24 protein-coding genes and 1 pseudogene are annotated in these 25330 nt (G+C 58.0%); 13 read left to right on the forward strand and 12 right to left on the reverse strand.

Annotated features, from left to right (window positions below; all coding sequences use genetic code 11):
• Positions 1-49 precede the first annotated feature (49 nt).
• The 4 genes from H8F22_RS13995 to H8F22_RS14015 all read right to left on the reverse strand — a co-directional run bounded on the left by H8F22_RS13995 (position 50) and on the right by H8F22_RS14015 (position 5711).
• Positions 50-1909, reverse strand: coding sequence for an ABC transporter ATP-binding protein (locus H8F22_RS13995; protein WP_059182625.1), 1860 nt, complete (start codon positions 1907-1909; stop codon positions 50-52).
• Positions 1893-2537 carry a LysR family transcriptional regulator gene (locus H8F22_RS32650; RefSeq protein ID WP_228758767.1) on the reverse strand — a complete coding sequence of 215 codons (645 nt, stop codon included), beginning with the start codon at positions 2535-2537 and terminating at the stop codon, positions 1893-1895. The genes H8F22_RS13995 and H8F22_RS32650 overlap by 17 nt, the downstream gene beginning before the upstream one ends.
• A gap of 43 nt (positions 2538-2580) precedes the next feature.
• Positions 2581-3336, reverse strand: coding sequence for a transporter (locus H8F22_RS14010; RefSeq protein WP_407692651.1), 756 nt, complete (start codon positions 3334-3336; stop codon positions 2581-2583).
• Between the two features lie 338 nt (positions 3337-3674).
• The gene (locus H8F22_RS14015) at positions 3675-5711 is read right to left on the reverse strand and encodes an alkyl/aryl-sulfatase (RefSeq protein ID WP_194940334.1); all 2037 of its coding nucleotides are present in this window, start codon (positions 5709-5711) and stop codon (positions 3675-3677) included.
• Positions 5712-5878: 167 nt separating this feature from the next.
• On the opposite strand from H8F22_RS14015, the gene H8F22_RS14020 reads away from it, so the two are divergent.
• The 3 genes from H8F22_RS14020 to H8F22_RS14030 all read left to right on the forward strand — a co-directional run bounded on the left by H8F22_RS14020 (position 5879) and on the right by H8F22_RS14030 (position 9408).
• Positions 5879-6856: a LysR family transcriptional regulator gene (locus tag H8F22_RS14020; RefSeq protein ID WP_027925185.1), complete on the forward strand. Its 978-nt coding sequence runs from the start codon at positions 5879-5881 to the stop codon at positions 6854-6856.
• Between the two features lie 126 nt (positions 6857-6982).
• Positions 6983-7432, forward strand: coding sequence for a hypothetical protein (locus tag H8F22_RS14025; protein ID WP_027925184.1), 450 nt, complete (start codon positions 6983-6985; stop codon positions 7430-7432).
• Between the two features lie 317 nt (positions 7433-7749).
• Entirely contained in the window at positions 7750-9408 is a 1659-nt protein-coding gene (locus tag H8F22_RS14030) for an arylsulfatase (protein WP_027925183.1), read from the forward strand.
• A gap of 75 nt (positions 9409-9483) precedes the next feature.
• Here H8F22_RS14030 and H8F22_RS14035 read toward each other — a convergent pair whose 3' ends face one another.
• Positions 9484-10440 (reverse strand): AraC family transcriptional regulator, encoded by a 957-nt coding sequence (locus H8F22_RS14035; protein ID WP_027925182.1) that lies wholly within the window; start codon positions 10438-10440, stop codon positions 9484-9486.
• A gap of 180 nt (positions 10441-10620) precedes the next feature.
• Between H8F22_RS14035 and H8F22_RS14040 the strand changes: the two genes are divergently transcribed.
• The gene (locus H8F22_RS14040; RefSeq protein ID WP_194940335.1) at positions 10621-11574 is read left to right on the forward strand and encodes a diiron oxygenase; all 954 of its coding nucleotides are present in this window, start codon (positions 10621-10623) and stop codon (positions 11572-11574) included.
• 80 nt (positions 11575-11654) lie between these two features.
• Complete coding sequence (locus H8F22_RS14045; RefSeq protein ID WP_050590225.1) at positions 11655-12116, forward strand: MAPEG family protein; 462 nt, start codon at positions 11655-11657, stop codon at positions 12114-12116.
• Between the two features lie 114 nt (positions 12117-12230).
• Here H8F22_RS14045 and H8F22_RS14050 read toward each other — a convergent pair whose 3' ends face one another.
• From H8F22_RS14050 to H8F22_RS14060, 3 genes are all read right to left on the reverse strand, one after another.
• A complete protein-coding gene (locus tag H8F22_RS14050; protein WP_027925180.1) occupies positions 12231-12755 on the reverse strand; it encodes a DUF3833 domain-containing protein in 525 nt (174 codons plus the stop codon).
• A 19-nt stretch (positions 12756-12774) separates the two neighbouring features.
• A complete protein-coding gene (locus H8F22_RS14055) occupies positions 12775-13326 on the reverse strand; it encodes a chalcone isomerase family protein (RefSeq protein WP_027925179.1) in 552 nt (183 codons plus the stop codon).
• A 516-nt stretch (positions 13327-13842) separates the two neighbouring features.
• Complete coding sequence (locus tag H8F22_RS14060; RefSeq protein WP_027925177.1) at positions 13843-14607, reverse strand: tetratricopeptide repeat protein; 765 nt, start codon at positions 14605-14607, stop codon at positions 13843-13845.
• Positions 14608-14877: 270 nt separating this feature from the next.
• Here H8F22_RS14060 and H8F22_RS14065 point away from each other — a divergent pair, with 270 nt between their 5' ends.
• Positions 14878-15288, forward strand: coding sequence for a hypothetical protein (locus tag H8F22_RS14065; protein WP_081743996.1), 411 nt, complete (start codon positions 14878-14880; stop codon positions 15286-15288).
• A gap of 42 nt (positions 15289-15330) precedes the next feature.
• Here H8F22_RS14065 and H8F22_RS32655 read toward each other — a convergent pair.
• Positions 15331-15557, reverse strand: a pseudogene (locus H8F22_RS32655) (MFS transporter); the annotation flags it as partial.
• 197 nt (positions 15558-15754) lie between these two features.
• Here H8F22_RS32655 and H8F22_RS14070 point away from each other — a divergent pair.
• The 7 genes from H8F22_RS14070 to H8F22_RS14100 all read left to right on the forward strand — a co-directional run bounded on the left by H8F22_RS14070 (position 15755) and on the right by H8F22_RS14100 (position 21741).
• A complete protein-coding gene (locus H8F22_RS14070; RefSeq protein ID WP_059182609.1) occupies positions 15755-16531 on the forward strand; it encodes an ABC transporter substrate-binding protein in 777 nt (258 codons plus the stop codon).
• A 90-nt stretch (positions 16532-16621) separates the two neighbouring features.
• On the forward strand, positions 16622-17311 hold the full coding sequence (locus H8F22_RS14075; RefSeq protein ID WP_059182608.1) for an ABC transporter permease: 690 nt from the start codon (positions 16622-16624) through the stop codon (positions 17309-17311).
• A gap of 13 nt (positions 17312-17324) precedes the next feature.
• Complete coding sequence (locus H8F22_RS14080; protein ID WP_027925173.1) at positions 17325-18023, forward strand: ABC transporter permease; 699 nt, start codon at positions 17325-17327, stop codon at positions 18021-18023.
• A gap of 9 nt (positions 18024-18032) precedes the next feature.
• A complete protein-coding gene (locus H8F22_RS14085; RefSeq protein WP_194940336.1) occupies positions 18033-19145 on the forward strand; it encodes a succinylglutamate desuccinylase/aspartoacylase family protein in 1113 nt (370 codons plus the stop codon).
• Positions 19146-19163: 18 nt separating this feature from the next.
• Positions 19164-19928 (forward strand): ABC transporter ATP-binding protein, encoded by a 765-nt coding sequence (locus tag H8F22_RS14090; protein ID WP_027925171.1) that lies wholly within the window; start codon positions 19164-19166, stop codon positions 19926-19928.
• A 115-nt stretch (positions 19929-20043) separates the two neighbouring features.
• Positions 20044-20952: a MurR/RpiR family transcriptional regulator gene (locus tag H8F22_RS14095; RefSeq protein ID WP_059182606.1), complete on the forward strand. Its 909-nt coding sequence runs from the start codon at positions 20044-20046 to the stop codon at positions 20950-20952.
• Positions 20953-21378: 426 nt separating this feature from the next.
• Positions 21379-21741, forward strand: a complete 363-nt coding sequence (locus H8F22_RS14100; RefSeq protein WP_194940337.1) for a DUF6124 family protein — start codon at positions 21379-21381, stop codon at positions 21739-21741.
• Positions 21742-22162: 421 nt separating this feature from the next.
• Here H8F22_RS14100 and H8F22_RS14105 read toward each other — a convergent pair whose 3' ends face one another.
• From H8F22_RS14105 to H8F22_RS14115, 3 genes are all read right to left on the reverse strand, one after another.
• Positions 22163-22657, reverse strand: coding sequence for a cupin domain-containing protein (locus H8F22_RS14105; RefSeq protein ID WP_194940338.1), 495 nt, complete (start codon positions 22655-22657; stop codon positions 22163-22165).
• A 284-nt stretch (positions 22658-22941) separates the two neighbouring features.
• Complete coding sequence (locus tag H8F22_RS14110) at positions 22942-23883, reverse strand: AEC family transporter (RefSeq protein WP_027925168.1); 942 nt, start codon at positions 23881-23883, stop codon at positions 22942-22944.
• Positions 23884-24000: 117 nt separating this feature from the next.
• The gene (locus H8F22_RS14115) at positions 24001-25107 is read right to left on the reverse strand and encodes a mandelate racemase/muconate lactonizing enzyme family protein (protein ID WP_194940339.1); all 1107 of its coding nucleotides are present in this window, start codon (positions 25105-25107) and stop codon (positions 24001-24003) included.
• Positions 25108-25330: the final 223 nt, after the last annotated feature.

Here is a 25330-nt window from a genome sequence, read left to right on the forward strand (position 1 = left end):
GGGCTTTCCTTCCCGTCGACTCGACACCGCCTGGAAAGCCCCTCCACGCTCACACCTGATCCATCGCCTCGACCAGCCCCATATCCTCACCCAAAAACCCGCCGCTTTGATGCTCCCACAGCCGCGCATAGAGGCCGTTCTTCCCCAGCAGTTCGGTGTGGGTGCCCTGCTCGATGATGCGTCCGTCATCCATGACGATGAGCCGGTCCATGGCCGCAATCGTGGACAGCCGATGAGCAATCGCGATCACGGTCTTGCCCTGCATCATTTCATCGAGGCTTTCCTGAATCGCGACTTCGACCTCCGAATCCAGCGCGCTGGTGGCCTCGTCCAGCAGCAGGATCGGGGCGTTCTTGAGCATCACCCGGGCAATCGCGACGCGTTGGCGCTGGCCGCCCGACAGCTTGATGCCGCGCTCACCCACGAGGGTGTCGTAGCCGGTATGGCCTTGCCGGTCGCTCAGTTGGCTGATGAACTCGTGGGCCTGGGCATTGGCCGCGGCGGTGCGGATTTGTGCGTCGGTCGCATCGGGACGGCCGTAGGCGATGTTGTCGCGAATGGAACGGTGCAGCAGCGAGGTGTCCTGCGTGACCATGCCGATGGCGCCGCGCAGGCTGTCTTGCGTCACGTGTGCGATGTTCTGACCGTCAATGCGAATCTCCCCGCTGTCGACGTCATAGAAGCGCAGCAGCAGGTTGATCAGCGTGGATTTGCCGGCGCCGGAGCGGCCCACCAGGCCGATTTTTTCGCCCGCGCGGATGCTCAGGCTCAGGCCATCGAGCACCTGGCGTTCGCCGTTGTAGTTGAAGCTCACGTTATCGAAGGTGACCGCGCCACCGGAGGTCACCAGCACGCCCGCGTCCGGGGCATCCTTCACCTTGGGACCGCGGGTAAAGGTGGCCATGCCATCCTGCACGGTGCCGATGCTCTCGAACAGCGAGGTCATTTGCCACATGATCCAGTGCGACATGCCATTGATACGCAACGCCATGGCGGTGATGGCCGCCACGGCACCTGCGCCGACCTCACCCTGGTGCCAGAGCCACAGTGCATAGCCACCGGCTGCCATGATCAAACCCACCACCAACGCCTGGTTGACGATCTCGAACTGGCTGACCAGGCGCATCTGACGAAAGCCGGTTTGCTTGAAATCCTCCATCGCGGCACGCGCGAAATGCGCTTCACGATTGGAGTGGGAGAACAGTTTCACCGTCGTGATGTTGGTGTAGGCGTCCGAGATACGCCCGGTCATCATCGACCGCGCATTGGCCTGTTCCTGCCCGACTTTCCCCAGGCGAGGCACGAAGTACAGCATGGCCAGCCCGAACAACGCGACCCAGGCAATGAACGGCAGCATCAGTTTCAGGGCGAAGCCGCCGGCCAGGGCGATGATCGCGATGAAATACACCCCGATCCCGGGTGCGATCTCGATCAGGGTGAACAGCACGTCGCGCACGGCCAGCGCCGTCTGCATCACCTTGGTCGTGACGCGGCCGGAAAACTCATCGGAAAAAAACGAAAGGCTTTGCCGCAGCATCAGGCGATGGAAGTCCCAGCGCAGCCGCAACGGCAAGTTAATCGCCAAGATCTGGTGCTGCACCATGGTGCGCAACGCCACCAGCCCGACACTGGTCACCATGACGATGCCGATGCCCCACAACACGCGACTTTCCTGCGCAGCCGCTTCACCGCCGGCCTGCCAGGTCGAGAGCAGGTCCACGACCTGGCCGAGGAAGGAAAACAGCCAGGCTTCGTAAATCGACACAGCGGCACTGAGCAGCGCCAGCGCAAGAATGTAACCGCGGGCGCCCCGCGTGCAGGCCCACAGGAAGCGAGCCAGGCCGGCGGGCGGTGGTGGCACCTCATCAGGAGGAAAAGGGTCGAGCCTTCGTTCAAACGCACGAAGCATGGTGTTCTCCAAAACGGTCAAGTTGAGGGGATTCTGCCATTGAACGGTTGCTTTGAGGGTTTTGCGACGTTGAGGTAGACGCTGTTGGCAAGATTTCAGGCCGTGCGCCGCATCGGCGAAACGTTGAGCGACGCCGAAGGTGTTGCCTCAGCGGACGCCGCCAGCCGATGCTGGGCCATGAAGTCGACAAACACCCGCAGCTTCGGCGAGTGAAAGGGGCTGGCCGGCCACGGGGCACCACGCGGGATTGGGCAAGCTCCGCCTCCATGGTTTCCAGCTCATTGAATTTTCGCTGGCAGGCGTTGAGCACCTGCTGCCCTTCGTCGGTCAGTTGAATGCCGTGCGTACTGCGATGAAACAAACGCACACCCAAGCGCTGCTCAAGCCGCGCCACCGTCTTGCCGATGGCCGATGACGAAAGCCCCAGTTGATTGCCGGCCTCGGTGAAGCCCAAGGTCTGCGCGGCACGGGCGAAGATTTTCAGGGTGCTGAGGTTATCGAGCATGTTCATAGGGGCAGGCGCAGTGTGGCCACCCAATTGCAGCATGGCCTCAGCGCCAGTGACATCATCGGCCGAACCGGCGGTGATGAATTCATCGTGATCGCCCTGGGCACACCCTCCGGTCAACCCGGCGAGGGTCCATGATTCAGCTCTAGCAGTCGCCTCCGTTTCAGCGTGGAAACAACAACGTCACCGCGAATCGAAACCCCCACCCCTGTGGCCCGTCATCCGGGCTGTCGAGCCAGTACCGTGGCCCGGCTTGCACCGTCAGGGGTTGCCCGCTGATTTTCAACAGTTGTGTGACCGTCAGATTGACCGGCACGGACCATTCGCGTGACTGCCAGTTATAGGTGGACTCAGTGTTCACCCCGTAGGTCGTGAGGGTGCTGGTTGTATAGGAAAGGAACGGTTGCAGGAAGGTCTGGTTGACCTTTTCCTTGTTGTCCGGCGGGCTGCCGTCCAGCCCCCAGATGTGGTTGGCGAGTATCCCGTGCGTCCAGCCATTGGCCTGTTTCAGCGCAACCGCGGTCGGGCCGATGCCCCACTGCTCGCTACTGAGCAATTCATCACTGCCGGTAGGAATCAATATTGCCGGGCCGACGCCGAGTATCCAGCCACTGTCCGTGGGCTTTTTCGGCGAGAAGAAAAAGCTCTGGGTGATATCGCCAACACCGGACTTGTCCGCCGCGCCGTCAGGTGCCAAACCATGTTGATCAATGACCGGCAGGATCGTGCGTGAAATCAGGTTCCAGTCGTCATTGAGGGTAAATGGCAGGACCGGCTGAATATTGGTCACGCTGTGCATGCCCTCTCCGGTCGGCCCCATTTTCTGGTCCCAGTTGTACTGCACCGGCAGGCTGTACATGGCTGCCACCGGGTTGAGGGCTTGTTTGGCCAATTCTGCCGAGTCCTCAGCCTGGGCCATGGGCACGAAGCACAATGAAGCGAACAGTGCCGTAGAGGTGTAACTCCATCGCTGTATTAAATCCATTGCTCATCACCTGAATCGACAAAGCAAGAGATAAGCGTAGGCAACAGTGATCAATGTGCAATTTTCCCGAATCTCGCACGTCGACTCGGGTAGTAGAAACCGCCAAACCAGGGCGCCCAGCCTTCCAGTACTTGAATCAGGCACCCGGCATTGAGGGCACCCTCACCCGCCAGGCCACCAACGTCATGTCGGTTTTGCGCACCTCGCGCACCTGGTGTCAGCAGGTGCGCGAGGTAGCTTCAGCCTCAACAGAAAAAACGCGGCCCTGATGGTTACTGCTGCGTGCCGGGCAGCAGTTCAAAGGTGGGGGTAAACGGGGTAATGGCGGCCATCAACTGTTCGAAAGGTTTGTGATTGCCCACGAACGTGGCTTTGCCGGCCCCAACGAGTTGAGCGAAGCTGGTTTTCCTCGCCATTACGCCTTCAAGATCAGCACGATCAAGGGTGATCGTAAGGTCGGCATTTTTCGCTTGCTGCCCCTTGATATTGGTCAGAGTTGAATTGCTCAACTCAACCACAAACTGCTCACCGTTGTCGGGCGTCTTGAGATTCAAGACGAAGTGTTGATCCGCCACTTTGCTGCCATCCAGCGCGATGCCCAGGTACTCCAGCCACAACTCGGTACTCATGGCGCGAATCATGTCAGGCCCGGTGGTTTTGGGCGGTACACCCTTTGGCATGCCGTTGCGCAACTCATACGCCGCCGCAAGGAAGCTGTTGCGCACCCCTGCACTTTCCTTCTGATAACCGACCTGCTCATAGACGTCCGCAAGCAAGTCCTTGGCCTCGGTGTTCTGGGGTTCGGCATACACCAGCTTATTGAGAATTTCATAGGCTTCGCGGTATTTGCCCTGATCGAACAAGGATTTGCCCTTGGTCATGATCTTCTCTGAGCCCCCCATCATTTCCACGTACAGCGGTGCCGAATCCTTTGGTGACAGCGGCATCAGCGTCGCCGGGTTGGCATCCCAGTAACCGAGGTAGCGGTTGATCACGGCGCGGCTATTGTGCTCTTCGGAGCCGTGGTAGCTGTGGGTCGCCCAGTTGTTTTTCAGGCTGTCTGGCAATTTATAGACGTTGTGAATCTCGTTGATGGTGACGCCCTGGTTGGCCGCGTGCAGCACGGCGTTATTCAGGTTGGCGTAGGCGTCGCGTTGCGCGCGCATGATGTCCTGAATCCGCTCATTGCCCCAACGTGGCCAACTGTGCGCGGCGAACATGACGTCCGCCTGCTGTCCGTAGCGATACAAAGCGTTGTTGATGTTCTTCGACCAGACCAGCGGATCACGGACCAGAGCACCGCGCAGGGTGTAAATGTTATGGATGGTGCCGACGATGTTTTCCGCGGCCCAGAATGCCTTGAACTGCGGGAACCAGGTATTCATCTCCGCTGGCGCTTCGGTGCCCGGCGTACTTTGAAATTCCATTTCCACGCCGTCGATCGTCAGGGTCTCGAAATCTTTCGAGATATAGCGATTGGGTTCGATAAGGCCCATGTTGCCGATGGACGCATTTTTTCCGATGGCCATGTCGACGTGGCCATACGGACTGTGCGGCAACAACACGCCATATTGGAAAAATGCCCGCCGGGTCATTGCGTTACCGGCGTAGACGTTTTCAGCCACGGCATGTTCCATGAAACCGGTGGGTGCTATCAGCGGAATTTTGCCGCTGCGCACATCGGCCTCGTCGACCAACCCGCGCACGCCACCGAAGTGGTCGGCATGGGAGTGAGAGATCACCACCGCTACGACCGGGCGCTTGCCGATTTTTTCATTGATAAAGTCCAGCGCTGCCTTGGCGGTTTCCTTCGACATCAGCGTGTCGAACACAATCCAGCCCGTATCGCCCTTGATGAACGTGATGTTCGCCAGGTCAAACCCGCGCACCTGGTAAATCTTGTCCGGAACCACCTCGTACAGACCGAAGGCCATATTGAGTATCGCCTGACGCTGCAACGACGGGTTGATGCTGTCGTAGTCCTTGCCGTCGAGCAGGAAGTCATAGCTGCCCATGTTCCAGGCGACATTTCCGGCTTCGGCCATGATCTTGTTGTAGGTCGGTGCCGCAATAAAACCTTTCCTGGCCTCTTCAAAATCTCGTTTATCAGCGAACGGAAGTGTCTTGCGTACACCGTTTTGCAGTTCGATCGTGTAGGCCGAAGGCGGTTTGCCTTTGGTATCGAAGTGCGCACTTTTTGTTGTGGAAAGATCAGAACTTGCGCCGTTTGCATCGGCAGCAAAAATGCCAGGGCTAACGCCACAGCCCAGCGTCATTGCCAGTGCCAGATGAAGGGTCTTGTTGTGCATGAGGGGGTTCCTGTACCAAGGGCTGCCAAGAGCGTCAATGCGGACAATTGCGCTCGATTTTATTGTTGGGGTACGCGTCAACTTGACCCGCCAGGCCATGAATAGCATATTCATCTCATTACGAAAAATTCCGTTTCAGTGAGTTTCGATAACATAAAGGTTATGAGATGACACCCCGTCGCTTACGTCAGTTTTTGGCATTGATTGAACATGCGCACTTTGGTCGAGCGGCCAAAGCGTTAGGGGTTTCCCAGCCGGCACTGAGCAAAAGCATCCAGTTGCTGGAGAATGAACTGGGCGTCACGCTGTTCGACCGACGCCCTGAAGGCATTGCGCTGACGGCGTTCGGTCATTTGCTTCGTGAAAAAAGTCGACGCTTGTTAGTGGCCGAGGAAGATTTGCGGCGTGACATTGCCTTGCTGGCGGGAGGTGATATCGGAGCGCTGAAAGTGGCCTTGGGTCCCTATCCAAGTATGACCAGCGGATACACCAGCATCGCGCGGCTGCACGCCCGGCATCCGCACATCAAAGTCACGGCCCATGTTGCCGGATGGCGTGACGTGGCTCATCAGGTCGCGACCGGCGTAGTGGATTTGGGGATTGCCGAAATCAGCACCCTGGAGGGGCGGGACGAATTCACCTGTGAGTTGTTGGGTGAGCACCAGGGACGCTTGTTTTGTCGGCCTGGCCATCCTCTGCTTTCGCAAAAGCGGGCATTGACGTTGGCGCAAACACTCGATTATCCCTGGGTGGCTTCGCGTATTCCGCTGCGACTGTCCAGCCACTTACTCCCGGCAACGTTGGGCTGTGCCGGTGCATACGATGCAGTGAATGGTGATTTTGTACCGGCAATTGAAATAGACGTGCCCATGCAAATCGTTAAATTCGTCGAGAACAGTAACGCCCTCGCGGTAGGGAATTTATCGACTTTTGAGCGAGAGTTCCTCGCCGGCGAGGTCGTACCATTAATCCTCCATGACCTCGCCCTGCGCACCCGCTATGGTTTTATCTACCTGAAAGAGCGCTCACTGCCGCCCGCCGTCGAGGTTTACATGAACGAAGTGAGGGGTGTCGAAGAGGAAATTTGTCAGCGTGAAACCGTTCTGGCCCAAATGACAAGCGCAGTGAAAAAAGATCAAGGTTAGTGGTTCGCCTGCCGAAATATCATGCACTTTGGCGACAGCGCGGGATATTCAAGAACGCAACGCCGCGTGCATGAGCTATACCCAAGAGTCCCCCCACCGCACTTCTTCCACTATTGGAGGTTGGCAATGAAACTCTGTCCCCCCCTGTCAGCACTATTGATCACAGCAAGTCTCTTCGGCTGCACCCACTCATCAAACCCGTCAATGAATCTTCCTTTGACAGCGACCCAGAGGAACCCCGGTCATACCGCCACGACCACTTTGACTGGCGAAGGCAATCAAACCAACTTTGACTTCTACATAACCGGCGTTCCAAACGGAACCATCCTGCCCCCGCGCCTCTACACCTTCATCAACAAAGGTAGTTGCCAGCAACCCGGGCCTGCCGCGTTCGCCATGAACGATAAGGTCAATACCGAACCCAATGCGGGGACCGGCGGATGGACCTTTTACAGAAGCGCGCCGATAAAAATGCCAGACCTGTTATCTGGCAAGTACTCCATTGTCGTGCGTACTTCACCCGAGGATGGCAGCGCCGATATTTTCTGTGGCGATGTGGCGCACGCGACTCGATAAAGCACCTCTAGTCACTGTTGAGTCGAGTCGAGTCGAGTCGGGCTGTATGTGGCGATTGTATTCTTGGTTGGGATTTATTCGGGTTGTAATCCTGGCGTTACATACACCACCCCAACATCGCAATCGCCCCGTCTACTTGAAAAAAACGCACTAGACTTTTCCTGCGCCTGTATCTGCGGAGGGTCATATCACAAGGGGAAAATGATTCTGTACGCAGAACCTAGGCTAATTGCTCGGTGGTCAATGCACCAAGGGTCAATGTTGTTGTGCACTCATCGCCCGGTTGCCAGCACCATGAAACAACGAGGAATCCTGGTATGAAACAGCTATCGGATCGTTTCAGGCTATCTATAGTGTTTGCTGCGCTTTTGTCATTCAACGGACTGGCCCACGCGGCCCAAACGGAAAAGACCAACATTCTGTTTATCGTCTCCGACGATACCGGCTATGGCGACCTGGGCCCCTACGGCGGTGGCGTCGGTCGAGGCATGCCCACGCCGAGCATCGATCAGTTGGCGGCAGAAGGTGTCACTTTTTACTCGTTTTATGCCCAGCCCAGCTGCACACCCGGTCGCGCGGCCATGCAAACCGGGCGAATCCCCAACCGTAGCGGCATGACGACCGTGGCCTTCCAGGGCCAGGGCGGTGGTCTGCCCGCCGCCGAGTGGACGTTGGCATCGGTGTTGAAAACCGGTGGCTATGACACCTATTTCACCGGCAAATGGCATTTGGGCGAAGCCGACTATGCGCTACCCAACGCGCAGGGTTATGACGTGATGAAATACGTCGGCCTGTACCACCTCAATGCCTACACCTACGCTGACCCGACCTGGTTCCCCGACATGGACCCGGAAACCCGCGCCATGTTTCAACGGGTGACCAAGGGCGCGTTGTCCGGCAAGGCGGGTGAAAAACCGGTCGAGGAATTCAAGATCAACGGCCAGTACGTCGACACGCCTGTGGTTGACGGCAAGCCCGGCGTGGTCGGCATTCCGTTCTTTGACAACTACGTCGAAAAAGCCGCGCTGGAGTTTCTCGACACCGCGGCCAAATCGGACAAGCCCTTTTTCATCAACATCAACTTCATGAAAGTGCACCAGCCCAACATGCCGGCACCGGAGTTCATTCATAAGTCCATGTCCAAGTCCAAGTACGCCGACTCGATCGTCGAACTCGACACTCACATCGGTCGGATCATGGACAAGCTCAAGGCGCTCGGCCTGGATAAGAACACGTTGGTGGTTTACACCACGGACAATGGTGCCTGGCAGGATGTGTATCCGGATGCCGGTTACACCCCGTTCCGCGGAACCAAGGGCACGGTGCGTGAAGGCGGTAACCGCGTGCCCGCCATTGCCGTCTGGCCAGACAAGATCAAGCCAGACACCAAAAACCACGAGTTACTCGGGGGCCTGGATTTGATGGCCACCTTCGCCTCGGTTGCTGGCGTGAAGTTGCCCGAGAAAGATCGTGAAGGTCAGCCGATCATCTTCGACAGCTACGACATGACCCCCGTACTCACTGCCAGTGGCCCTTCTCCACGCAAGGAGTGGTTCTACTTTACCGAGAACGAATTGTCGCCGGGGGCGGCCCGTGTCGGGAACTACAAGGCCGTGTTCAACCTGCGCGGCGACGATGGCGCAGTAACCGGTGGTCTGGCGGTGGACTCCAACCTGGGGTGGAAAGGCGCCGAAAAATATGTCGCCACCGTGCCGCAAGTCTTCGATTTGTGGCAAGACCCGCAAGAGCGTTATGACCTGTTCATGAACAACTTCACCGAGCGCACCTGGACGATGGTGCCGATCACGGCAGCGATCATGAAGCTGATGAAAACCTACGTCGATTACCCGCCACGCAAACTGCAAAGCATGGGTTATGACGGGCCGATCGAACTGTCGCAGTACCAGAAATTCCAATACGTACGTGATGCGCTGAAAAAAGAAGGCATCAACTTGTCGATGCCAAACGGCAACTGATCAAACAGGCGAAACAGGGCGGCTTCATCAGAGGCCGCCACTTCGCCCTGTTTGACCCTAGCGAGCCGTCACGGCTCATGCCGATTGTCTGCGCCAAGTGCCAGGGGATGTGCCGAACTGGCGCTTGAAGGCGCGACTGAACGCGGCTTCGGATTCGTAGCCGACGGCAAAGCCGATCTGCGCCACATTACCGCGACCCTCGCGCAGCTGTTGAGCCGCCACGTGCATACGCCAGAGGGTCAGGTATTGCATCGGTGGCTGTCCGACCAATGCCGTGAATCGCTCCGCAAACACCGAGCGCGACATGCCCACCTCCTGAGCCAGGGCTTCTGCCGTCCAGCTGTCGGTTGGCCGGGCATGGAGCAGCGCCAGTGCGCGCCCAATGTGCGGGTCTCGCAACCCTGCCAGCCAGCCGCGCCGCTCCGCGGGGAGGCTGGCGACATACTGGCTGACGGCCTCGACAAACAACAATTCCGAGAGCTTGGCGATGACCGTTGTCGAGCCGACGCGCCCCGCCGCTATCTCACTGACCGCGAAACGGAAGGAGCTTTCGATCCAGGCGCCCGAAGCCGTCGCGCGCAAGTCCAGTTTCAACAAGGATGGCAGCGACGACAGCAACGGACTGAAGGGCGTTTCAGAGCCGAGGAATCCGCACAATAACTGTGTGGCCTCGCCGCCCCCGCCGCAGTTGATCCGTGAAATCGCGCCGACTTCCGGCGGCTGGATAACGTCCTTCACCAGCATGGGCTCAACGCTCAGGTCGCTGCCAAACGAATGAGCGTCATTGCGCGGAAGCAGCACGAGTTCGCCGGCCCCCACGTCGATGGCGGCACCACCGTCGATGCTTATTTGCATGTGCCCCGCCGCGACAAAATGCGATGACATGACGTGTCGGGGCGCCGCCAGGAACGGGCTGCAGTCATCCGCCGAGAGCCTGCCGTTAATGCACCAGGGCGCGGTGAGCTCCGCCTCGAGGAACACCCCTCCAGACAGCCGAATCACTCGCAAAACATCAGAAAGCGCATCCAGCATGTGCCAACCCTCCCTTCCGGAGCCCGGAGCAGGTAATCAGGCGTACGGGGCATTCACGGCCGCAAAGGCGACACCTAGATTAGCACCAACGCGGACCCGGCGACCGAGACGAGCCCAGAGGCTCACCCATGGCGAAGGGTTCCGACGTCAACCGTAGCGGCCCCACAGCAGGAGATCGATATGAATACCCTCACGACCATACCCGGCCCGGATTCAGGCAATGCCGCCCGTTATGCGCAAATGGTCAGATCATCGAAAAAATCGGAATGGCAGATCGATCGCGATTTGCTCCGGGACCGTCGTTTCGACTTCTCGCGCAAATTCCTGCCCGACGGGCTGTCGCAGATCGACCGCCTGACCTTTCTCGCCGCGGACGAGGCGCGCCTGCTCAGTCAGATTCAGGGCCGGACCTACGCGTACCTCTTTGGCCTGGTCGAGCGTTTTATCAGTGCCAAGATGCTCGATCAGGGGCGCGCCCATGTCTTTGATGATCAGCTCGCCCTCGAAGCGCTGGTGCGTTTTTCCAACGACGAGATCAAGCACCAGGAGCTGTTCCGGCGCATGGAAACAATGCTGGACTCGCGCTTTCCCGCAGGCTATCGCCAAGTGGCCGATGCCAACGATGTGGCGCGTGCGGTACTGGCGGCCAGCACCTGGTCGGTGCTGGCGCTGACCTGCCATATCGAGCTGTTTGTACAAACGCACTACACGAAAAGCATCGCCCCGCGCGAGGAGTTGTGCCCGCTGTTCAAGGACGTCTTCAAATTTCACTGGAAGGATGAAAGCCGGCACGTCGTACTCGATGAACTGGAGTGGAAGGCCGAGCACGCGAAACTCACGCCGGACGATTGCGACCAGGCGGTGAATGACCTGATTGCGCTGGTAGGCGCCGTCGACGCCATCCTGCAGGCACAATCGGCCGCCGATGCCGAGTACTTCATTGGCAATGTGCCCAGATCGCTCAGTGCCGACGAGACCGCGCACATCAAGGCCGGCGTGCTGGGCGCCTACCGCTGGCAATACATTATTTCGGGCGTGCAGCATCCCCACTTTGGCCGGCTGCTGACAAGCATGACCACGCCCGCACAGATGGCCAGGATTCAGGCCGCACTGGCACCGATCATGAGCCACTGAGTGACCGCGCGCGACCGACTGCCCATCGGCCGCGCGCTGCGCGATAACGTGCTGACAGCGATCTGTGGAGGATGGCGGCCATGACGATACCGATGTGGATGCTGCTGGGATTTGCGACCTGGACGTTGCTGCTGTTGATGGCCACCGTCGGCGTGTATCGCTGGGGCGCCATCCTGTTCTCGAATGTGCCGATCGCCTCTTTCCGCAGCGATCAACTCGAAGGCGAGGACTGGTATCGGCGCGGAACCAGGGCACACGCCAACTGCGTGGAAAACCTGCCGGTCTTTGCCGTCATCGTCTGGATGATTTCAGCCCTCGACATCAACGGGCCTGCGGTGAACTACTTGAGCCTGTGCGTGCTGATCGCTCGCGTGTGCCAATCGCTGGTGCACGTCTGCCATGTGCAAACCGATGCCTTCGTGGCCGTTCGGTTTACTTTCTTTAGCGTTCAGTTGCTCTGCTTTCTTGCGCTCATTGTCATCGCCGCCGTTCATGGCGGCGAAATGGCGCTCGACTTGACCCATTATTTGCATTCGTCCTGACCACCGTTTGCATCGGAATTGACCCGCACGCTTTGTAGTGGCGATGAACACTGAACGAATTTTATCCGAGGCGTAGCGCCAGCCAAAAAGCAGCGTGGCGCCGCTGTTTTTGAATCAAGGTTGCTTGCGGAAGAACAAGGTGATCTGGCCTACCTCCACCCCGAACTTGGTCATGAACGAGCGATTGATCAGGGTGTTCTTGTCCATAAGGTACATCCAGTCGTCTAACTGAACCTCATACTCCTTGCCATCCACCGGTAGCCTCAGCACGTAATTCCAGCGCAGTGTATTGCCTGCCACCTCACCAAGCGCCTCGCCCACCACGTCGCCAGCGGTTCCGCGCCACTGACTGGAGCCAACCGGGGTTAACGTCCACACTCGTTTTTGCTTCGTACCGTCGCTGTACGTAAATGATTCGTCGAGTATCAGCCTGCTACCTTCGGAGTGGCCAATGATCTCCACGTGGAAGCGCTTGGCGACCATGCCAGAACGCTTTTGAAACATGCCCCAGGCTTCAACCCGCCCCTCGAAGAATTCTCTCAACTCAAGCTTGGGCGTCTCCTGGCTGTAGGTTTGCACATCCACCCGGCTGCAACTGGCAAGGCCAATACACAGCAGCAGTATCCCTATCTTCAACATGCGCATTTCCTCAACGGTCTCAGGGTTTAGCTGCACCCAGCAATTGGGCGCGCAGCTCCGGGTTACGTGTTCGGGGGTCAAGCCATATCGAAAAAAAAGCTTTGGCGAACGCGACATCTCTCACCACATGCCGAAGGTGCTCACCGACGTAAAAACGTGCGCCTTCTCCAGGCATATAAACGCCGGTGATGCGGTCACCGGCACGCACATCGACAAACGCTTGAAACATCTCCGACTCCCAGCGGGCCATGAGCTTTGAATTCACAGTGTTGGGCGACAGGCGACGGATTTCCTTGATGCTGGCCTCCACCAGATCATCGCGACTAATGGCGCGACTGTAGGTCAGCTCCAGCGCAAAAGGCGCATCCGCATCCAGCGTTTCACCGGCAATGAGGCGTGAGCTCCAGAACTGCGCGCTGTAAATGGAAAACCCGAATACGCGCATCTCGCCGTAACCCAGCCGACGAGCATTGGGAACAGCCTCGCGCCAATCAGCAAAGAGTTCTGCGCTTTGGAGCATCAGAACAAAACAGATAGCGTGGTGGATTAAGCGGCCCGTCTGCCTGGTCATGCAAAGCCCTCGAAATGACTCAATAGGCGCCCTTAAAAGTTATACCAAATAATTATTTTGTACAGCTATCGTCTCAAACTCGACGGCACCCACAAGAACGGCCACCACCGCCCTCGGCCAAATGACTTGATTGACACGCATTCGAACGCGATCTGCGCCTAAAAAAGAGGTGAGCGACAGGCACAATGTCACGAAAAGAGTCCACCCATGAGGGGTACCAGGGGTTGGCTTTGGCACGCATTAATGATGCCGGCAGCGTCTTCTGGCGATCTGGAGGTCAGCAACAGGTGCTGAAGCGGCCATTGTCAGTTGGCTTTTTAGGCCTGCCTTGCACAAAACATCTACAAACTTATCCAGTACGTACAATAAAAAGCAGAGGGGAGTTTCCAATGAAGGATTGCGCGTCCTTCACGCTTTCCAGCCACTCATGAAGATCGACAGCCATAGGCAACCTGGCATCAATGTAATGGCGTTTGAATGCGCAAAGGGAGGATAAGTCCTTAATCGCAAGCGAACTCAACCGCGCACCAAATAAGCCCCTGAAGGAACCCGATCCCGCAGTTTCTTGCATTTGCCGGGTGGGGGCTGATGCCCCGGCGGGCGACCAGGAAACCAGATTCGGCATTTACCCGGTGGCGGCATGTGGCCGCGTGGAATCTCAAGTTCATCGTAGGCGGGCTCTGGCTCGACGGAAGTCATTTGCCCCGCTCCTACGGGCTGAAATCTGCCTGCCGTCGGTGAATCCGATGCCACATCTGCCTGTGCGCGGGCGAAGTTGCCCGCGTCACGCCCAGTGTCTGCAACCGATTGCTCAACCGCCGCCCTCTGCGCTTCGCGGCGCCGTTGGGTCTCCGCTTCCAGCGCTTGCCGCACTGCGACCTGATCGTCTTTGGCAGTGGGTGGAATACCCGAAGATTGAGCCTGTTGCGCCGCCTGAATCAGTTGGAAGTTGCGGTTGCGCAACTCGACGTTGCGCCCGACCCGCAGGTTCGAGCGCGCCGCCAAAGTTTCAGCCTGCTGGTATTGCCCCTGCTGAAGACGCAACACACCGAGGTAATGCAGCGTCGCGGGATTGTTCGGCTGGATATGCAGGGCACGCTCCAGCGTGGCGGCGGCTTGGTCCAGTTGGCCATTTCCATACTGCTGCGAGGCTGTTTCGATCAGGGCGGTGGATGCGCTGTTGCTTTGCGCGGTCGCACTTCGCTCGGCAGCAACCGAACAAAACGACGCGACAGCGCAGAACACCAGGATGAGGCCGGGCAGAAAACACGTGGTTGGCATCAGGGGCGGACTCGGCAGAACTCGGAAGGCACTGCCGTTAAACAGGCCACAGCGCTGCTCGGCGTTTGCGATACAGGGCGGCTATTGACCGGGCCAACACCCTGAAGTTCCTGCTGCGACGGGGGCTATTTAAACCACGGCCCTTTAGAACTTTTCCCTATTTATCGGTCTATCTGGATAGGCTCATTCGCTCGGTCAGCCCTGCCCCCGCAGGCTTGCCTCGGCCAATTGGCCACATGCCCAATGTTCAATCAGAGGTTGTCTTCGCTCATGAAATTCAATGTCCCACGGATGGTGCTTTTCGGCCTGTTCGCGTTTGCGGCAGTGAGCTCGGCATCAGCCACACCGATGAAAACCTCAACCCCTGTTTTCGCCACTGAAGTCACCGCCGTTCAGGTGCCTGCCCAGTCTGCGGAGAACCCTTGGCCGAGCCTGGCCAGCATGGCCGGCCAGCAGACGGGACCGTTACTTGCCCATGACGACCGATATTGGCGTGACGGCCGTTGGCACGATCGTAGAGACGACTGGCGCCGAGACGATTGGCGCCGGGACGACTGGCGCAGAGATAATTGGCGCAGAGAGCAAGCCCGCCGAGAAGCGGACCGTCGTGATTGGGAGCGCCGCCAGGATCGCGCCATGCAGCATCGTTACGAGGACGAGCACCGTTACTATCGTCGCTAAACAACAAGCGTAGCGGTCGCTGAAATACAGGGCTGGGGATAGTCATCCCTTTCGATCCCCAGCCTGCGACAACGGCCTGGCCACCTGTTCCAACGCCTGGCGCTCCGCCGCCCCCCCCAAACCGCTTGCACCCCCGCCGCCACACCCATCAGCGCAGCAAGAATCAGATACCCGATCAACAAACTGCTGCGCTGCTGGGTCTGAATCAACTGGCCAAACAACGTCGGCCCGATGCCGCCGCCTAGCCCGGTGCCAAACGCATAAAACAAGCGCCCCAACAGCAGCGCCCCCGACCGGGTTTTGATGCGTATTATCACGCCCCAGACTGATACGTTTATTTTCAGTAATGTTGCATATGGAATTTTATTGTGTCATTTATACCTTCGCCGATCACAGGATTGATCCACCGCGCCAACCCGGATGGCGGGCACCCGATCCCTCAAATGCCCTCCAAGGAGTCAACAAAATGAACAAGACAGAACTTCTAGGTGCCCTGGCGCTATGTGCTTTCAGCTTCCTGGCACATGCCGATGACGACAGCCTGCGAATCGGTATCGAAGCCGCCTACCCACCCTTCTCCTTCAAGACACCGGAGGGCAACATCAGCGGGTTCGACTACGACATCGGCAACGCCTTGTGCGAAGAAATGAAGGTCAAGTGCGAGTGGGTCATTCAGGAGTTCGACGGCATGATCCCGTCGCTCAAAGTGCGCAAGATCGATGCCGTGCTGTCGTCGATGTCAATCACCGAAGACCGGATGAAGTCTGTGGACTTCAGCAAAAAGTACTACCACACACCGGGCAAGTTCGCGATGAAGGCCGGCAATGTGATCAATGACCCGCTGGTGGACTTGAAGGGCAAGAAAGTCGGCGTGCAACGCTCCTCGACTTACGATCGTTTTGCCACCGAGCAACTGGAAAAAGCCGGCGTCGTCGTGGTGCGTTACGGCTCACAGAATGAGGCTTTCCTCGACCTGGCCTCGGGCCGCCTGGACGCCACCCTCGCCGACATCGTCGCCACCGACGAGAGCTTTATCAAGACACCGGCAGGCCAGGGCTTCGCGCTGGTCGGGCCGGACATCAACGACCCGAAATACTTCGGCCGGGGCGCCGGGATCGCCGTGCGCAAGGGCGACACTGCCAACGTTGCGCGCCTGAGTGCCGCGATTGACGCCATTCGCACCAATGGCAAGTACCAGCAAGTGATGGCCAAGTACTTCGCGTTCGATATCTACGGCGAGTAAGCCCTACCCCAGCCCCGGGGATGGCCCGTTGCGGGCGTCTTCCGGGGCTTGTCTTGCGCGCCTCGCGGCGCTCGCTTGAGGAACTTCATCATGCTCCACGGCTACGGATCGAGCATTCTCGATGGCGCCTGGCTGACCATCAACCTGGCCCTGACCTCCATGTCCCTGGCGATTGCCCTGGGCCTGATTGGCGCGGCATTGCGGCTGTCACCGCTCAAATGGCTGGCCCTGCTCGGGGAAAGCTACACCACCCTGATTCGCGGCATTCCAGACCTGGTGCTGATCCTGCTGATCTTCTATGGCGGCCAGGATCTGGTGAACCGCATGGCCCTGGCGCTCGGTTACACCCGCTATATCGACATCAACCCCTTTGTCGCGGGCGTCTGCACCATGGGCTTCATTTTTGGCGCCTACCTCTCGGAAACCTTTCGCGGCGCTTTCATGGCAATACCCAAAGGTCAAGCCGAGGCTGGTGTGGCTTATGGAATGGGCGGTGCGCAGGTGTTCTGGCGAATTCTGGTGCCGCAGATGATTCGTTTCGCCATTCCCGGGTTCACCAACAATTGGTTGGTACTGACCAAATCCACCGCGCTGATTTCGGTGATCGGCTTGCAGGACATGATGTTCAAAGCCAAAAACGCTGCGGATGCCACACACGAGCCGTTCACGTTTTTCCTCGCAGTGGCGGCGCTGTACTTGATGCTCACCAGCCTGTCCTTGCTGGTGCTGCGCTATCTGGAAAAACACTACTCGGTCGGCATCAAAGCCGCCGAATTGTGAGGGGGAACCGCCCATGATTCTCGACTACAACCTGATCTGGGAAAACCTGCCGCTGTACTTCAATGGCGCCTTGTTAACCCTCAAAGTCTTGCTCATTTCCCTGGCCCTGGGTTTGGTATTAGCGATACCCCTGGCACTGATGCGGGTTTCACGATCGCCACTGATCAACTTGCCGGCCTGGCTCTACACCTACGTGATTCGCGGCACACCAATGCTGGTGCAATTGTTCCTGATCTATTACGGCCTGGCGCAGTTCGAAACCGTTCGCCAAAGCGTGCTCTGGCCTTACCTCTCCAGCGCCACCTTTTGCGCGTGTCTGGCCTTCGCGATCAACACCAGTGCCTATAGCGCGGAACTGCTGGCCGGCAGTTTGAAATCCACGCCCCCCGGCGAGATCGAGGCCGCCAGAGCCGTGGGCATGTCCCGCCAGACCCTGTACCGCCGCATTCTCCTGCCATCGGCCTTGCGCCGGGCATTGCCGCAGTACAGCAACGAAGTGCTGATGATGCTGCAAACCACCAGCCTCGCGTCCATCGTCACCCTCGTCGACATCACCGGAGCCGCGCGGACTGTCAGCTCACGGTTCTATTTACCGTTCGAGGCGTTTATCACCGCCGGCCTCATCTACCTCGTCCTGACTTTCATTCTGGTGCGTCTGTTCAAGTTGGCCGAGCGCCGCTGGCTGGCGTATCTGGCACCGCGCAAGCACTAAGGAGCTGCTATGGAGCACATTCAATACCGCTTGCCGTGGAGTGCATCGGGCACCGAACGCACGCTGACGCTGTTTCGTTTTGGCAGTGGCACACGCAAAGCGTACATCCAGGCTTCATTGCATGCCGATGAACTGCCGGGGATGCGCGTCGCTGTCGAGCTCAAGCGCCGTCTTCTGGAACTGGAAGCACAAGGCCGTCTGAGCGGGGTGATCGAGTTGGTGCCCCTGGCCAATCCGATCGGTATCGCCCAGATGTTCCAGGCCACCCATCAGGGGCGCTTCGAGTTCTCCAGCGGCAAAAACTTCAATCGCGACTTCCCGGAGTTGGTTGATGTTGTTGCACCGCGGCTGGAGGGCCAATTGGGAGACGACGCCGCCGCCAACATCGCCCTCATCCGCCGTGCCATGGTAGATGCCCTCGGCGCCATGCCGGCAGCGAGCTCGGAACTCGACGGCCTGCGTCGCCTGTTGCTGCAGCAGGCCTGCGACGCCGATGTGGTGCTGGACCTGCACTGCGATTTCGAATCGATCATGTTGTTGTATGCGATGCCGCAACACTGGCCACGCCTGCAATCACTGGCCGCACGCCTCGGCGCCGGGGTCACGCTGCTGGCCGAAGGTGCGGGCGGCAGCGCGTTCGACGAAGCCTGCGCCATTGCCTGGTTACGCCTGGCTGAGCGCTTTCCTGAAGCCAATATTCCGCTGGCGTGCGCGGCGACCACCATCGAATTGCGTGGCATGGCAGACACCGAACGCGAGCAATGTGTCGACAGCGCACACGCCATTCTCGGGTACCTCGCCGATCAAGGCCTGATCAGCGGTGACTGGCCTGCGGCACCGCCGAGCCATTGCCAGGCCGTGCCCTTCGCTGGCGCGCAGTACGCCTGTGCGCCGCATCCCGGCGTGGTGAGTTTTCTGCAACCGCTGGGTGCGCAGGTCAAGGTCGGCGATCCGCTGTTCGAAGTCATCGACCCGCTGACCGACCGCCATAGCGTGGTGCGCGCCAGCACCGACGGCATTCTTTATGCCCGCGAACGGCTGCGCTTTGCCCAGCCTGGATTGTGGCTGGCCAAGGTTGCCGGCTCTACCCCCATTCGCCAGGGTCGCTTGCTTAGCGACTGACTCCAGAGAGTTCAAACCATGTACAAACTTGAAGTTCAGGACCTGCATAAAAGTTACGGTGCGCATCAGGTGCTCAAGGGCGTGTCCTTGCAAGCTCAGGCCGGTGACGTGATCAGCATCATCGGTTCCAGCGGCTCTGGCAAAAGTACGTTCCTGCGCTGCATCAACCTGCTGGAGCAACCCAATGCGGGCAACATCGTGCTCAATGGCGAACCGCTCAAACTGGTGACCAACACACTCGGCGGGCTCAAAGCGGCCGAACCCAAGCAGTTGCAACGCATGCGTTCGCAGCTGTCGATGGTGTTCCAACACTTCAACCTTTGGTCCCACATGAGCGCCCTGGAAAACGTCATGGAAGCCCCGGTGCATGTGCAGGGTCTGGGCAAGAAAGAGGCACGGGAGAAGGCCGAGCACTACTTGGCCAAAGTCGGTGTGGCACACCGCATGAACGCCTGGCCGGCGCATATGTCCGGTGGCGAGCAACAGCGCGTGGCCATTGCCCGCGCACTGGCGATGGAACCGCAAGTGATGCTGTTTGATGAGCCGACATCGGCGCTCGACCCCGAGCTGGTCGGCGAAGTGCTTAAAGTCATGCAGGATCTGGCGCAGGAAGGCCGGACCATGGTGGTGGTGACTCACGAAATGGGCTTTGCCCGCGAGGTCTCAAACCAACTGGTGTTCCTGCACAAAGGCGTTGTCGAAGAGCGCGGCGACCCGCGTGAGGTGCTGGTCAATCCGCAATCCGAACGCCTTCAGCAGTTTCTGGCCGGGAGTTTGAAGTAACACCGCTACGGCTCGGCGGTGCCCTGACAGGGTTGGCTTCGGATACACTCCAGCCAACCTTGTCAGGGCATCAGGCACAGCCCTTCTCATACCTTCAGGAATAGTTGAGCCGGATATGCCCACCCCTTCGAAAGACACCACAGTCTACGCCGCGCCGGTCATGCAAAAACTGACGGAAATCGTTGCCGAACTGCCTCCATCACTGCGCAAGGTGGCGGACTTCATCCTGCGTCACCCGCTCAAAGCCGCGACCCTGACCATCGAGGAAATGGCTCACGAAACATTGACCTCACCCGCCGCCGTCAACCGTCTGGCTAAAGCGCTGGACCTCGGTGGTTACAGCGGCATGAAGGCCGAACTGGTCGCAACGTTGCAGCAGATGGTGTCGCCGGTCGACAAATTGCGCAACGAACTGGCCCATCGCCCGGGCGGCGCATTTGGGCTGCATGAACAACTCCAGAGTGCCAGCAGCAACCTGGCAACGGCGGTGACCAACAACCACGCCGACACCTTTGAAGCGTTCGTCACCCGCCTGACCACGGCACGCAAAATCTACATTCTGGGGTTCGGTAACAGTGTTTACTTCGCCGGCCTCGCCGCCTCGACCCTGATGCCCTTTTGTGCCGACGCCGCGGCCATCAGCATGGAGGGCGGCAACGAAAATGCCGCGTACCGACTGGCCGCGATCACCGACCAGGACGTTTTGCTGGCGATCTCCCTGCCGCGCTACTCCCTCGACACCCTGCAACTGGCCCGCTTCGCCAACGAACGTGGCGCATCGGTGCTGGCCATTACCGACTCACCCGCCTCCCCCCTCACCGGCATCGCCGAGCACACGCTATTTGCGCCGTGCGACCACCCAGTACTGACCAGTTCCAACATCGCCGTGCTGGCCTTGATCGAAGGCTTGGTCGCCGGCGTGATGGCGCGCAATAAAGAGGCGGTGAAGCTGGCGACAGAATTGACTGAAAGCGTGATGTCGTACCTGCATTTCCCTAACAGCGGAAAGCCTGCGAAAAAGTGATTGCGTTCGTTTTTGCCTGATCGATCGGCGCAGGAACTCTGTTCGACATTTGATGCGTTTAAACAGGCTTCCGGTCGTACGTTTAAAGACACTCGGTGTAACGTCCTAACGGCTACAACGCCTTGCGCCATCGCCTACGGGTAAGACAGAATCCGCCGGCTTGTGCGGCTACGGGGTGGGCTATATCGTTTTCCGGTCACTGCAAAACAGTGATCGGGTTTGGTAGCCCGTCTGCAAATAGTCGTATGGCGACACCGTATGCAGTCTCTTTTTTGAGGCTCGGCGTTATATGGTGGTCATGCGTGGGGCTCCTTTGTGAGCGCCGGGTTTTCCTACTTGCAGCCGGTCTACCAACCCGCGTATGGCCACCACCCTCGTTTGGTAGCAAGGGTGATGGCTCCTTCAATCTGCCGTAGGAGTTTCACTATGAAAAAACCAACACCCAACCCACCGGAAACCGATCCGGCATCGCCTTACGAATCGCTCGATTCGAAAAAACTCCACGAAGCCGCCGAACGCGCCCTCGACCATTACCTCAACCCGGCTGCCCAGATCATGGCCAGCAACCACGAACCCGAACCGATGTTCCTCGCCAATCCCAAGTGCAACACCGAATCCCTGCTGGTCAACGCCAGCGAATCACTGGGCTCGGCGACCACGATGCTGAGTAATTTGGCGGCGTTGTTGGAGAATTCACACCGCAAGACGCTGCTGGGGATTACGCAGGTGGTGATGTTGGGGGAGTTGGCGGTGAATCAGGCGTTGGATAAGGTTGAGTTGAAGGAATAAGGGCTTGCCTCTGTGGCGGGAAAATGGGTTCTCGCCACAGAGGGGGATGTGACTAGGCATGTGCATGCATGATTGATCGGCTTTCGGGCAAAATCGAATCTTTACTGACTGCTAACGACTGTGGATTCAACCGGTTGAATCCACAGCCAATAGCGGACACTCGAGGAGTGTTTTCTTGGTCTTTCTTGATCCGGCGGCGCCATTCGGCGGAAGCACACCCTCGGGGATCAGACGAGAACTTGGCAGTGCCTTTATCGAGGACTATACAGAGCTCAAATCAGTGAGCCAGATCCTTCGACAAAACCTGGATAGCCCAAAGCATCTCGCCACGTTGGATTGATGGGCTTATAAAATTATAAATCCGCAGCGGCAGCACAATTCAAGCTTCATTGATTTCATTGGCCCGGCGAATAGCGCCTCTTTATTTTGACGAATTACGAGGATCGTCATGACTATCAATATATTCAAGACCTAGCGGACCCACTCCATAAACTTGAGATATATATTCTCCAGACTTAGCCCAATGAAAGTGCGGAGTATTCGCCGGAAGTACCACCACGCTACCGGGCCCATAAGCAACTAACTTGCTCGAGTCAAATACAGCGCCAAAACCAATATAAAACACACCAGATATCACAGTGTATATGCGGTCTTCCGGATGTGTATGGGGCATTAGTTTAGTGCCGCTCGGAACTTTAACACGCACAACGTATGGCGCTGGCTTACCTGGATCACCGACCAGAACAGCCAGCTTTACTTCTTTCGGGAATGCAGGAAAGCTATGCCACTCCACGTCTTCATTATACAACGCACCGGTTTTACCGAGCGGTAATGGTTGCGCTTGAACGTGCGACATTGCGGCACCCACGACAAGCAGGGTTGTCAGGCAAGTAGCCTTCATAATAATCTCAATCATAAAAACCACCTTAGCCATGCATTAATAAAATCGGCATCGACACTTTTAGCCTAATAAGCAAGTCGTGGCGAGTTACCGCTGAAAACAGAAACATCATGCCCAGCTTATTGATAGATCACTCTTGTGATGATATCGCTGACGCGATCTTCAGTTGATACGCAATGTAATCAATTCAAGTTGCAAAAGTGTGCTCTAGACTGATTTGACTGCGGAGCAAAACCAAACGTGATATTTCGAAACGAGCGCCTCATTTCACACCGACAGTTCATTGCAGGGACAAATAATCAGGCTGCAGCGAGCCCGCCATCAATCAGGTAGATCGCGGCAGAAAACGTCACGATCGACAGCACGGTACTGACCAGAATGCTTGTCGCAGCTTCACTCTGATAGGCACCGGTCTGGTTCGCAAACATCGCCGGGATCGTCGCCGACGGAAGTGCGCACAGTAGAATCATCTGTTGTGCGTAAAGCCCATGGGTGCCCAGCAAAACAGTGGCCGCGAACATCAATACAGGGTGAATGAACAGCTTAAGCCCAAGATTGGTCCATACTTCACCCGACATTTTCAGTTTCTCCGACGACATGATCAATCCAAGGCAAAGCAGCGATACGCCGGGCGTCGCCTTGCCAAGGAGATTGAGTGACTCCGCCGCAATGGGAGGCAGCTTGAACTGAAGCAGAGAAATAATGATGCCCAGCGCCGGAGCCCACATCAGCGGGCGGCGCACCGCGCCGGACAAGCTCGACACGAACGCCTGGGCGCCACTGCCCTTTCCATCGGCAATGGTGAGCAACATGGTGGTCAGCGGGATCATCACCAGGCTCGCGATCAGGTTCAGCACCAGCACCGAATAGATACTGCCCGCGCCGTACATCGCGGCGAGTATAGGGATGCCCATGAAGGCAGCATCAGGATAACCATTGACGAAGCCCTTGAGCGTTGCAACCTTGAGATCGCGAGTGCTGTACCAGCCGATCACCAGCGCTATCGTGTACATACCCATGATGCCGATGAACGTGGCCACGACGAACTTGAAGTCGAACAGTTGCTCACGAGGCGTGCTTGCCATCCCGACAAAAAGCAGCGCCGGGAATATCCAGCCGAGCACCAGTCGGCTGATCAGCAGGCTGTCTGAATGGGTAAGCCGTCCGCGCTTGCCGGCGATATAGCCAAGCGCGATCACAAAGGCGACGGGTAAAATTGGCCCTACGATTCTGTCTAACATGTCTTCAATCCTCGTATTTATTTTTATCAAGAATGTCGTCGTGGCTGTTGAAGGCCGACGCCGTGACTGTCGCATCGGCGTCGATCAAACGCGGTAATGACCATGTGGCCTTTGCGGTCAGGGTTGGAAGCGGTAGTCGCGAATGACATCTTCGTCCGGCTCGATGCCGAGTCCCGGCCCTTGCGGCACGTCGATCCGGCCGTTACGCGGAATGATGGCGTCGCCGTAGAGTTGTGCTTCGAGATCAAAGTAACGCCACTCGACCAGTGACTTCGCGCCACCCAAGGCCGCGCTGCCATGCACAGCGGCCAGCAGGCCGGGACCGTCATAGAAGGCATGGACCATCACGGTGACGCCATGGGCGTTGGCCAACGCATAGACTTTTTGCAGTTCGGTAATGCCGCCCATTTTTGCCGGGCTGGGCTGAACAAAATCCACCGCGCCGGCTTCAAGCAGGTGCTGGAAGTCCATGAGCGTCGACGCGTTCTCACCGGCAGCGACAGGAATGCCGCCGTGTTTGCGCACCCGCGCCAGCCCCGAATAGTCTTCTGGCGGCCACACCGGCTCTTCGATCCAGCGCAGATTTAGCGGGCGAAGCTTCTCGGTCATATCCAGTGCTTCGCGCACGCTCCAGGGGGCGTTGACGTCGAGGGTGATTTCCACGCCGGGACCTGCGGCTTCGCACGCGGCACGGATGACATCGGGATCGACCTCATGCAGCTTGAGATGCTTAAAGCCGCTGTTGACCGCGCGCCGCACATTGATGCGAATGAGTTCGGGATCGGCGTAGCGGATCAGGCTGGCATACGCCGCCAGCGAAGTGGCCTCACTGCCGCCAAGCAACTGGTAGACCGGTTTGCCGGCCGCTTTGCCAGCGATGTCCCACAGCGCGATATCAATTGCCGACAAGCCATATATGAACGAACCGCTGCGACCGAAGACGTGAAATTTCTTCTGTAAGTCGCCCTGCAGTTTCTCGCGCCGGGTGGCATCGCTGCCGATCAGTTCTGGCGCCAGGATCGTGTCGATCACGACTTTTACTGCAGGTATCGCGGTGAAGCCGAAGGTTTCGCCCCAGCCGACGATGCCGTCATCCGTGGTGATTTTGACCACGAGGGAATCGACCATCTGCAGGTCTTTCGGCCCCCAGACGCCCCCTGCCGACTTGCCACCCGTGGTAAAGGGAATCCGAAGCGGAATGGTTTCAATGCTGGCAATTTTCATAAGACTGCGCCTCAAGCAGGTTGCAAAGCTGGCGTGGCGATTTTCAATGTCGTTCACGTCAGGGGTTGGGGACAACGTACATAACGTCCTGATGTCCTTCAACTGAACAACTTGATGTTTTTCAGCCTTTGAGTCACGCCAGTCTTAAGCCATTGTTTTTATTTACTTTTAAATTAATGCTAATGGGGAATTTCAGTTGTTACTTACTGGAACAAGTCTTCTG

This window comes from Pseudomonas mucoides, from assembly GCF_015461845.1.
GTDB classification, from domain to species: Bacteria; Pseudomonadota; Gammaproteobacteria; order Pseudomonadales; family Pseudomonadaceae; genus Aquipseudomonas; species Aquipseudomonas mucoides.

Coding starts and splice junctions, on each gene's coding strand:
- H8F22_RS14115 (WP_194940339.1), bottom strand. CDS start 25,107: ATGAAAATTGCCAGCATTGAAACCATTCCGCTTCGGATTCCCTTTACC.
- H8F22_RS14045 (WP_050590225.1), top strand. CDS start 11,655: ATGACGATACCGATGTGGATGCTGCTGGGATTTGCGACCTGGACGTTG.
- H8F22_RS14080 (WP_027925173.1), top strand. CDS start 17,325: ATGATTCTCGACTACAACCTGATCTGGGAAAACCTGCCGCTGTACTTC.
- H8F22_RS14050 (WP_027925180.1), bottom strand. CDS start 12,755: ATGTTGAAGATAGGGATACTGCTGCTGTGTATTGGCCTTGCCAGTTGC.
- H8F22_RS14015 (WP_194940334.1), bottom strand. CDS start 5,711: ATGCACAACAAGACCCTTCATCTGGCACTGGCAATGACGCTGGGCTGT.
- H8F22_RS14030 (WP_027925183.1), top strand. CDS start 7,750: ATGAAACAGCTATCGGATCGTTTCAGGCTATCTATAGTGTTTGCTGCG.
- H8F22_RS14085 (WP_194940336.1), top strand. CDS start 18,033: ATGGAGCACATTCAATACCGCTTGCCGTGGAGTGCATCGGGCACCGAA.
- H8F22_RS14110 (WP_027925168.1), bottom strand. CDS start 23,883: ATGTTAGACAGAATCGTAGGGCCAATTTTACCCGTCGCCTTTGTGATC.
- H8F22_RS14010 (WP_407692651.1), bottom strand. CDS start 3,336: ATGGCCCAGGCTGAGGACTCGGCAGAATTGGCCAAACAAGCCCTCAAC.
- H8F22_RS14060 (WP_027925177.1), bottom strand. CDS start 14,607: ATGCCAACCACGTGTTTTCTGCCCGGCCTCATCCTGGTGTTCTGCGCT.
- H8F22_RS14065 (WP_081743996.1), top strand. CDS start 14,878: ATGAAATTCAATGTCCCACGGATGGTGCTTTTCGGCCTGTTCGCGTTT.
- H8F22_RS14090 (WP_027925171.1), top strand. CDS start 19,164: ATGTACAAACTTGAAGTTCAGGACCTGCATAAAAGTTACGGTGCGCAT.
- H8F22_RS14035 (WP_027925182.1), bottom strand. CDS start 10,440: ATGCTGGATGCGCTTTCTGATGTTTTGCGAGTGATTCGGCTGTCTGGA.
- H8F22_RS14040 (WP_194940335.1), top strand. CDS start 10,621: ATGAATACCCTCACGACCATACCCGGCCCGGATTCAGGCAATGCCGCC.
- H8F22_RS14070 (WP_059182609.1), top strand. CDS start 15,755: ATGAACAAGACAGAACTTCTAGGTGCCCTGGCGCTATGTGCTTTCAGC.
- H8F22_RS14075 (WP_059182608.1), top strand. CDS start 16,622: ATGCTCCACGGCTACGGATCGAGCATTCTCGATGGCGCCTGGCTGACC.
- H8F22_RS13995 (WP_059182625.1), bottom strand. CDS start 1,909: ATGCTTCGTGCGTTTGAACGAAGGCTCGACCCTTTTCCTCCTGATGAG.
- H8F22_RS14100 (WP_194940337.1), top strand. CDS start 21,379: ATGAAAAAACCAACACCCAACCCACCGGAAACCGATCCGGCATCGCCT.
- H8F22_RS14105 (WP_194940338.1), bottom strand. CDS start 22,657: ATGATTGAGATTATTATGAAGGCTACTTGCCTGACAACCCTGCTTGTC.
- H8F22_RS14055 (WP_027925179.1), bottom strand. CDS start 13,326: ATGACCAGGCAGACGGGCCGCTTAATCCACCACGCTATCTGTTTTGTT.
- H8F22_RS14020 (WP_027925185.1), top strand. CDS start 5,879: ATGACACCCCGTCGCTTACGTCAGTTTTTGGCATTGATTGAACATGCG.
- H8F22_RS14095 (WP_059182606.1), top strand. CDS start 20,044: ATGCCCACCCCTTCGAAAGACACCACAGTCTACGCCGCGCCGGTCATG.
- H8F22_RS14025 (WP_027925184.1), top strand. CDS start 6,983: ATGAAACTCTGTCCCCCCCTGTCAGCACTATTGATCACAGCAAGTCTC.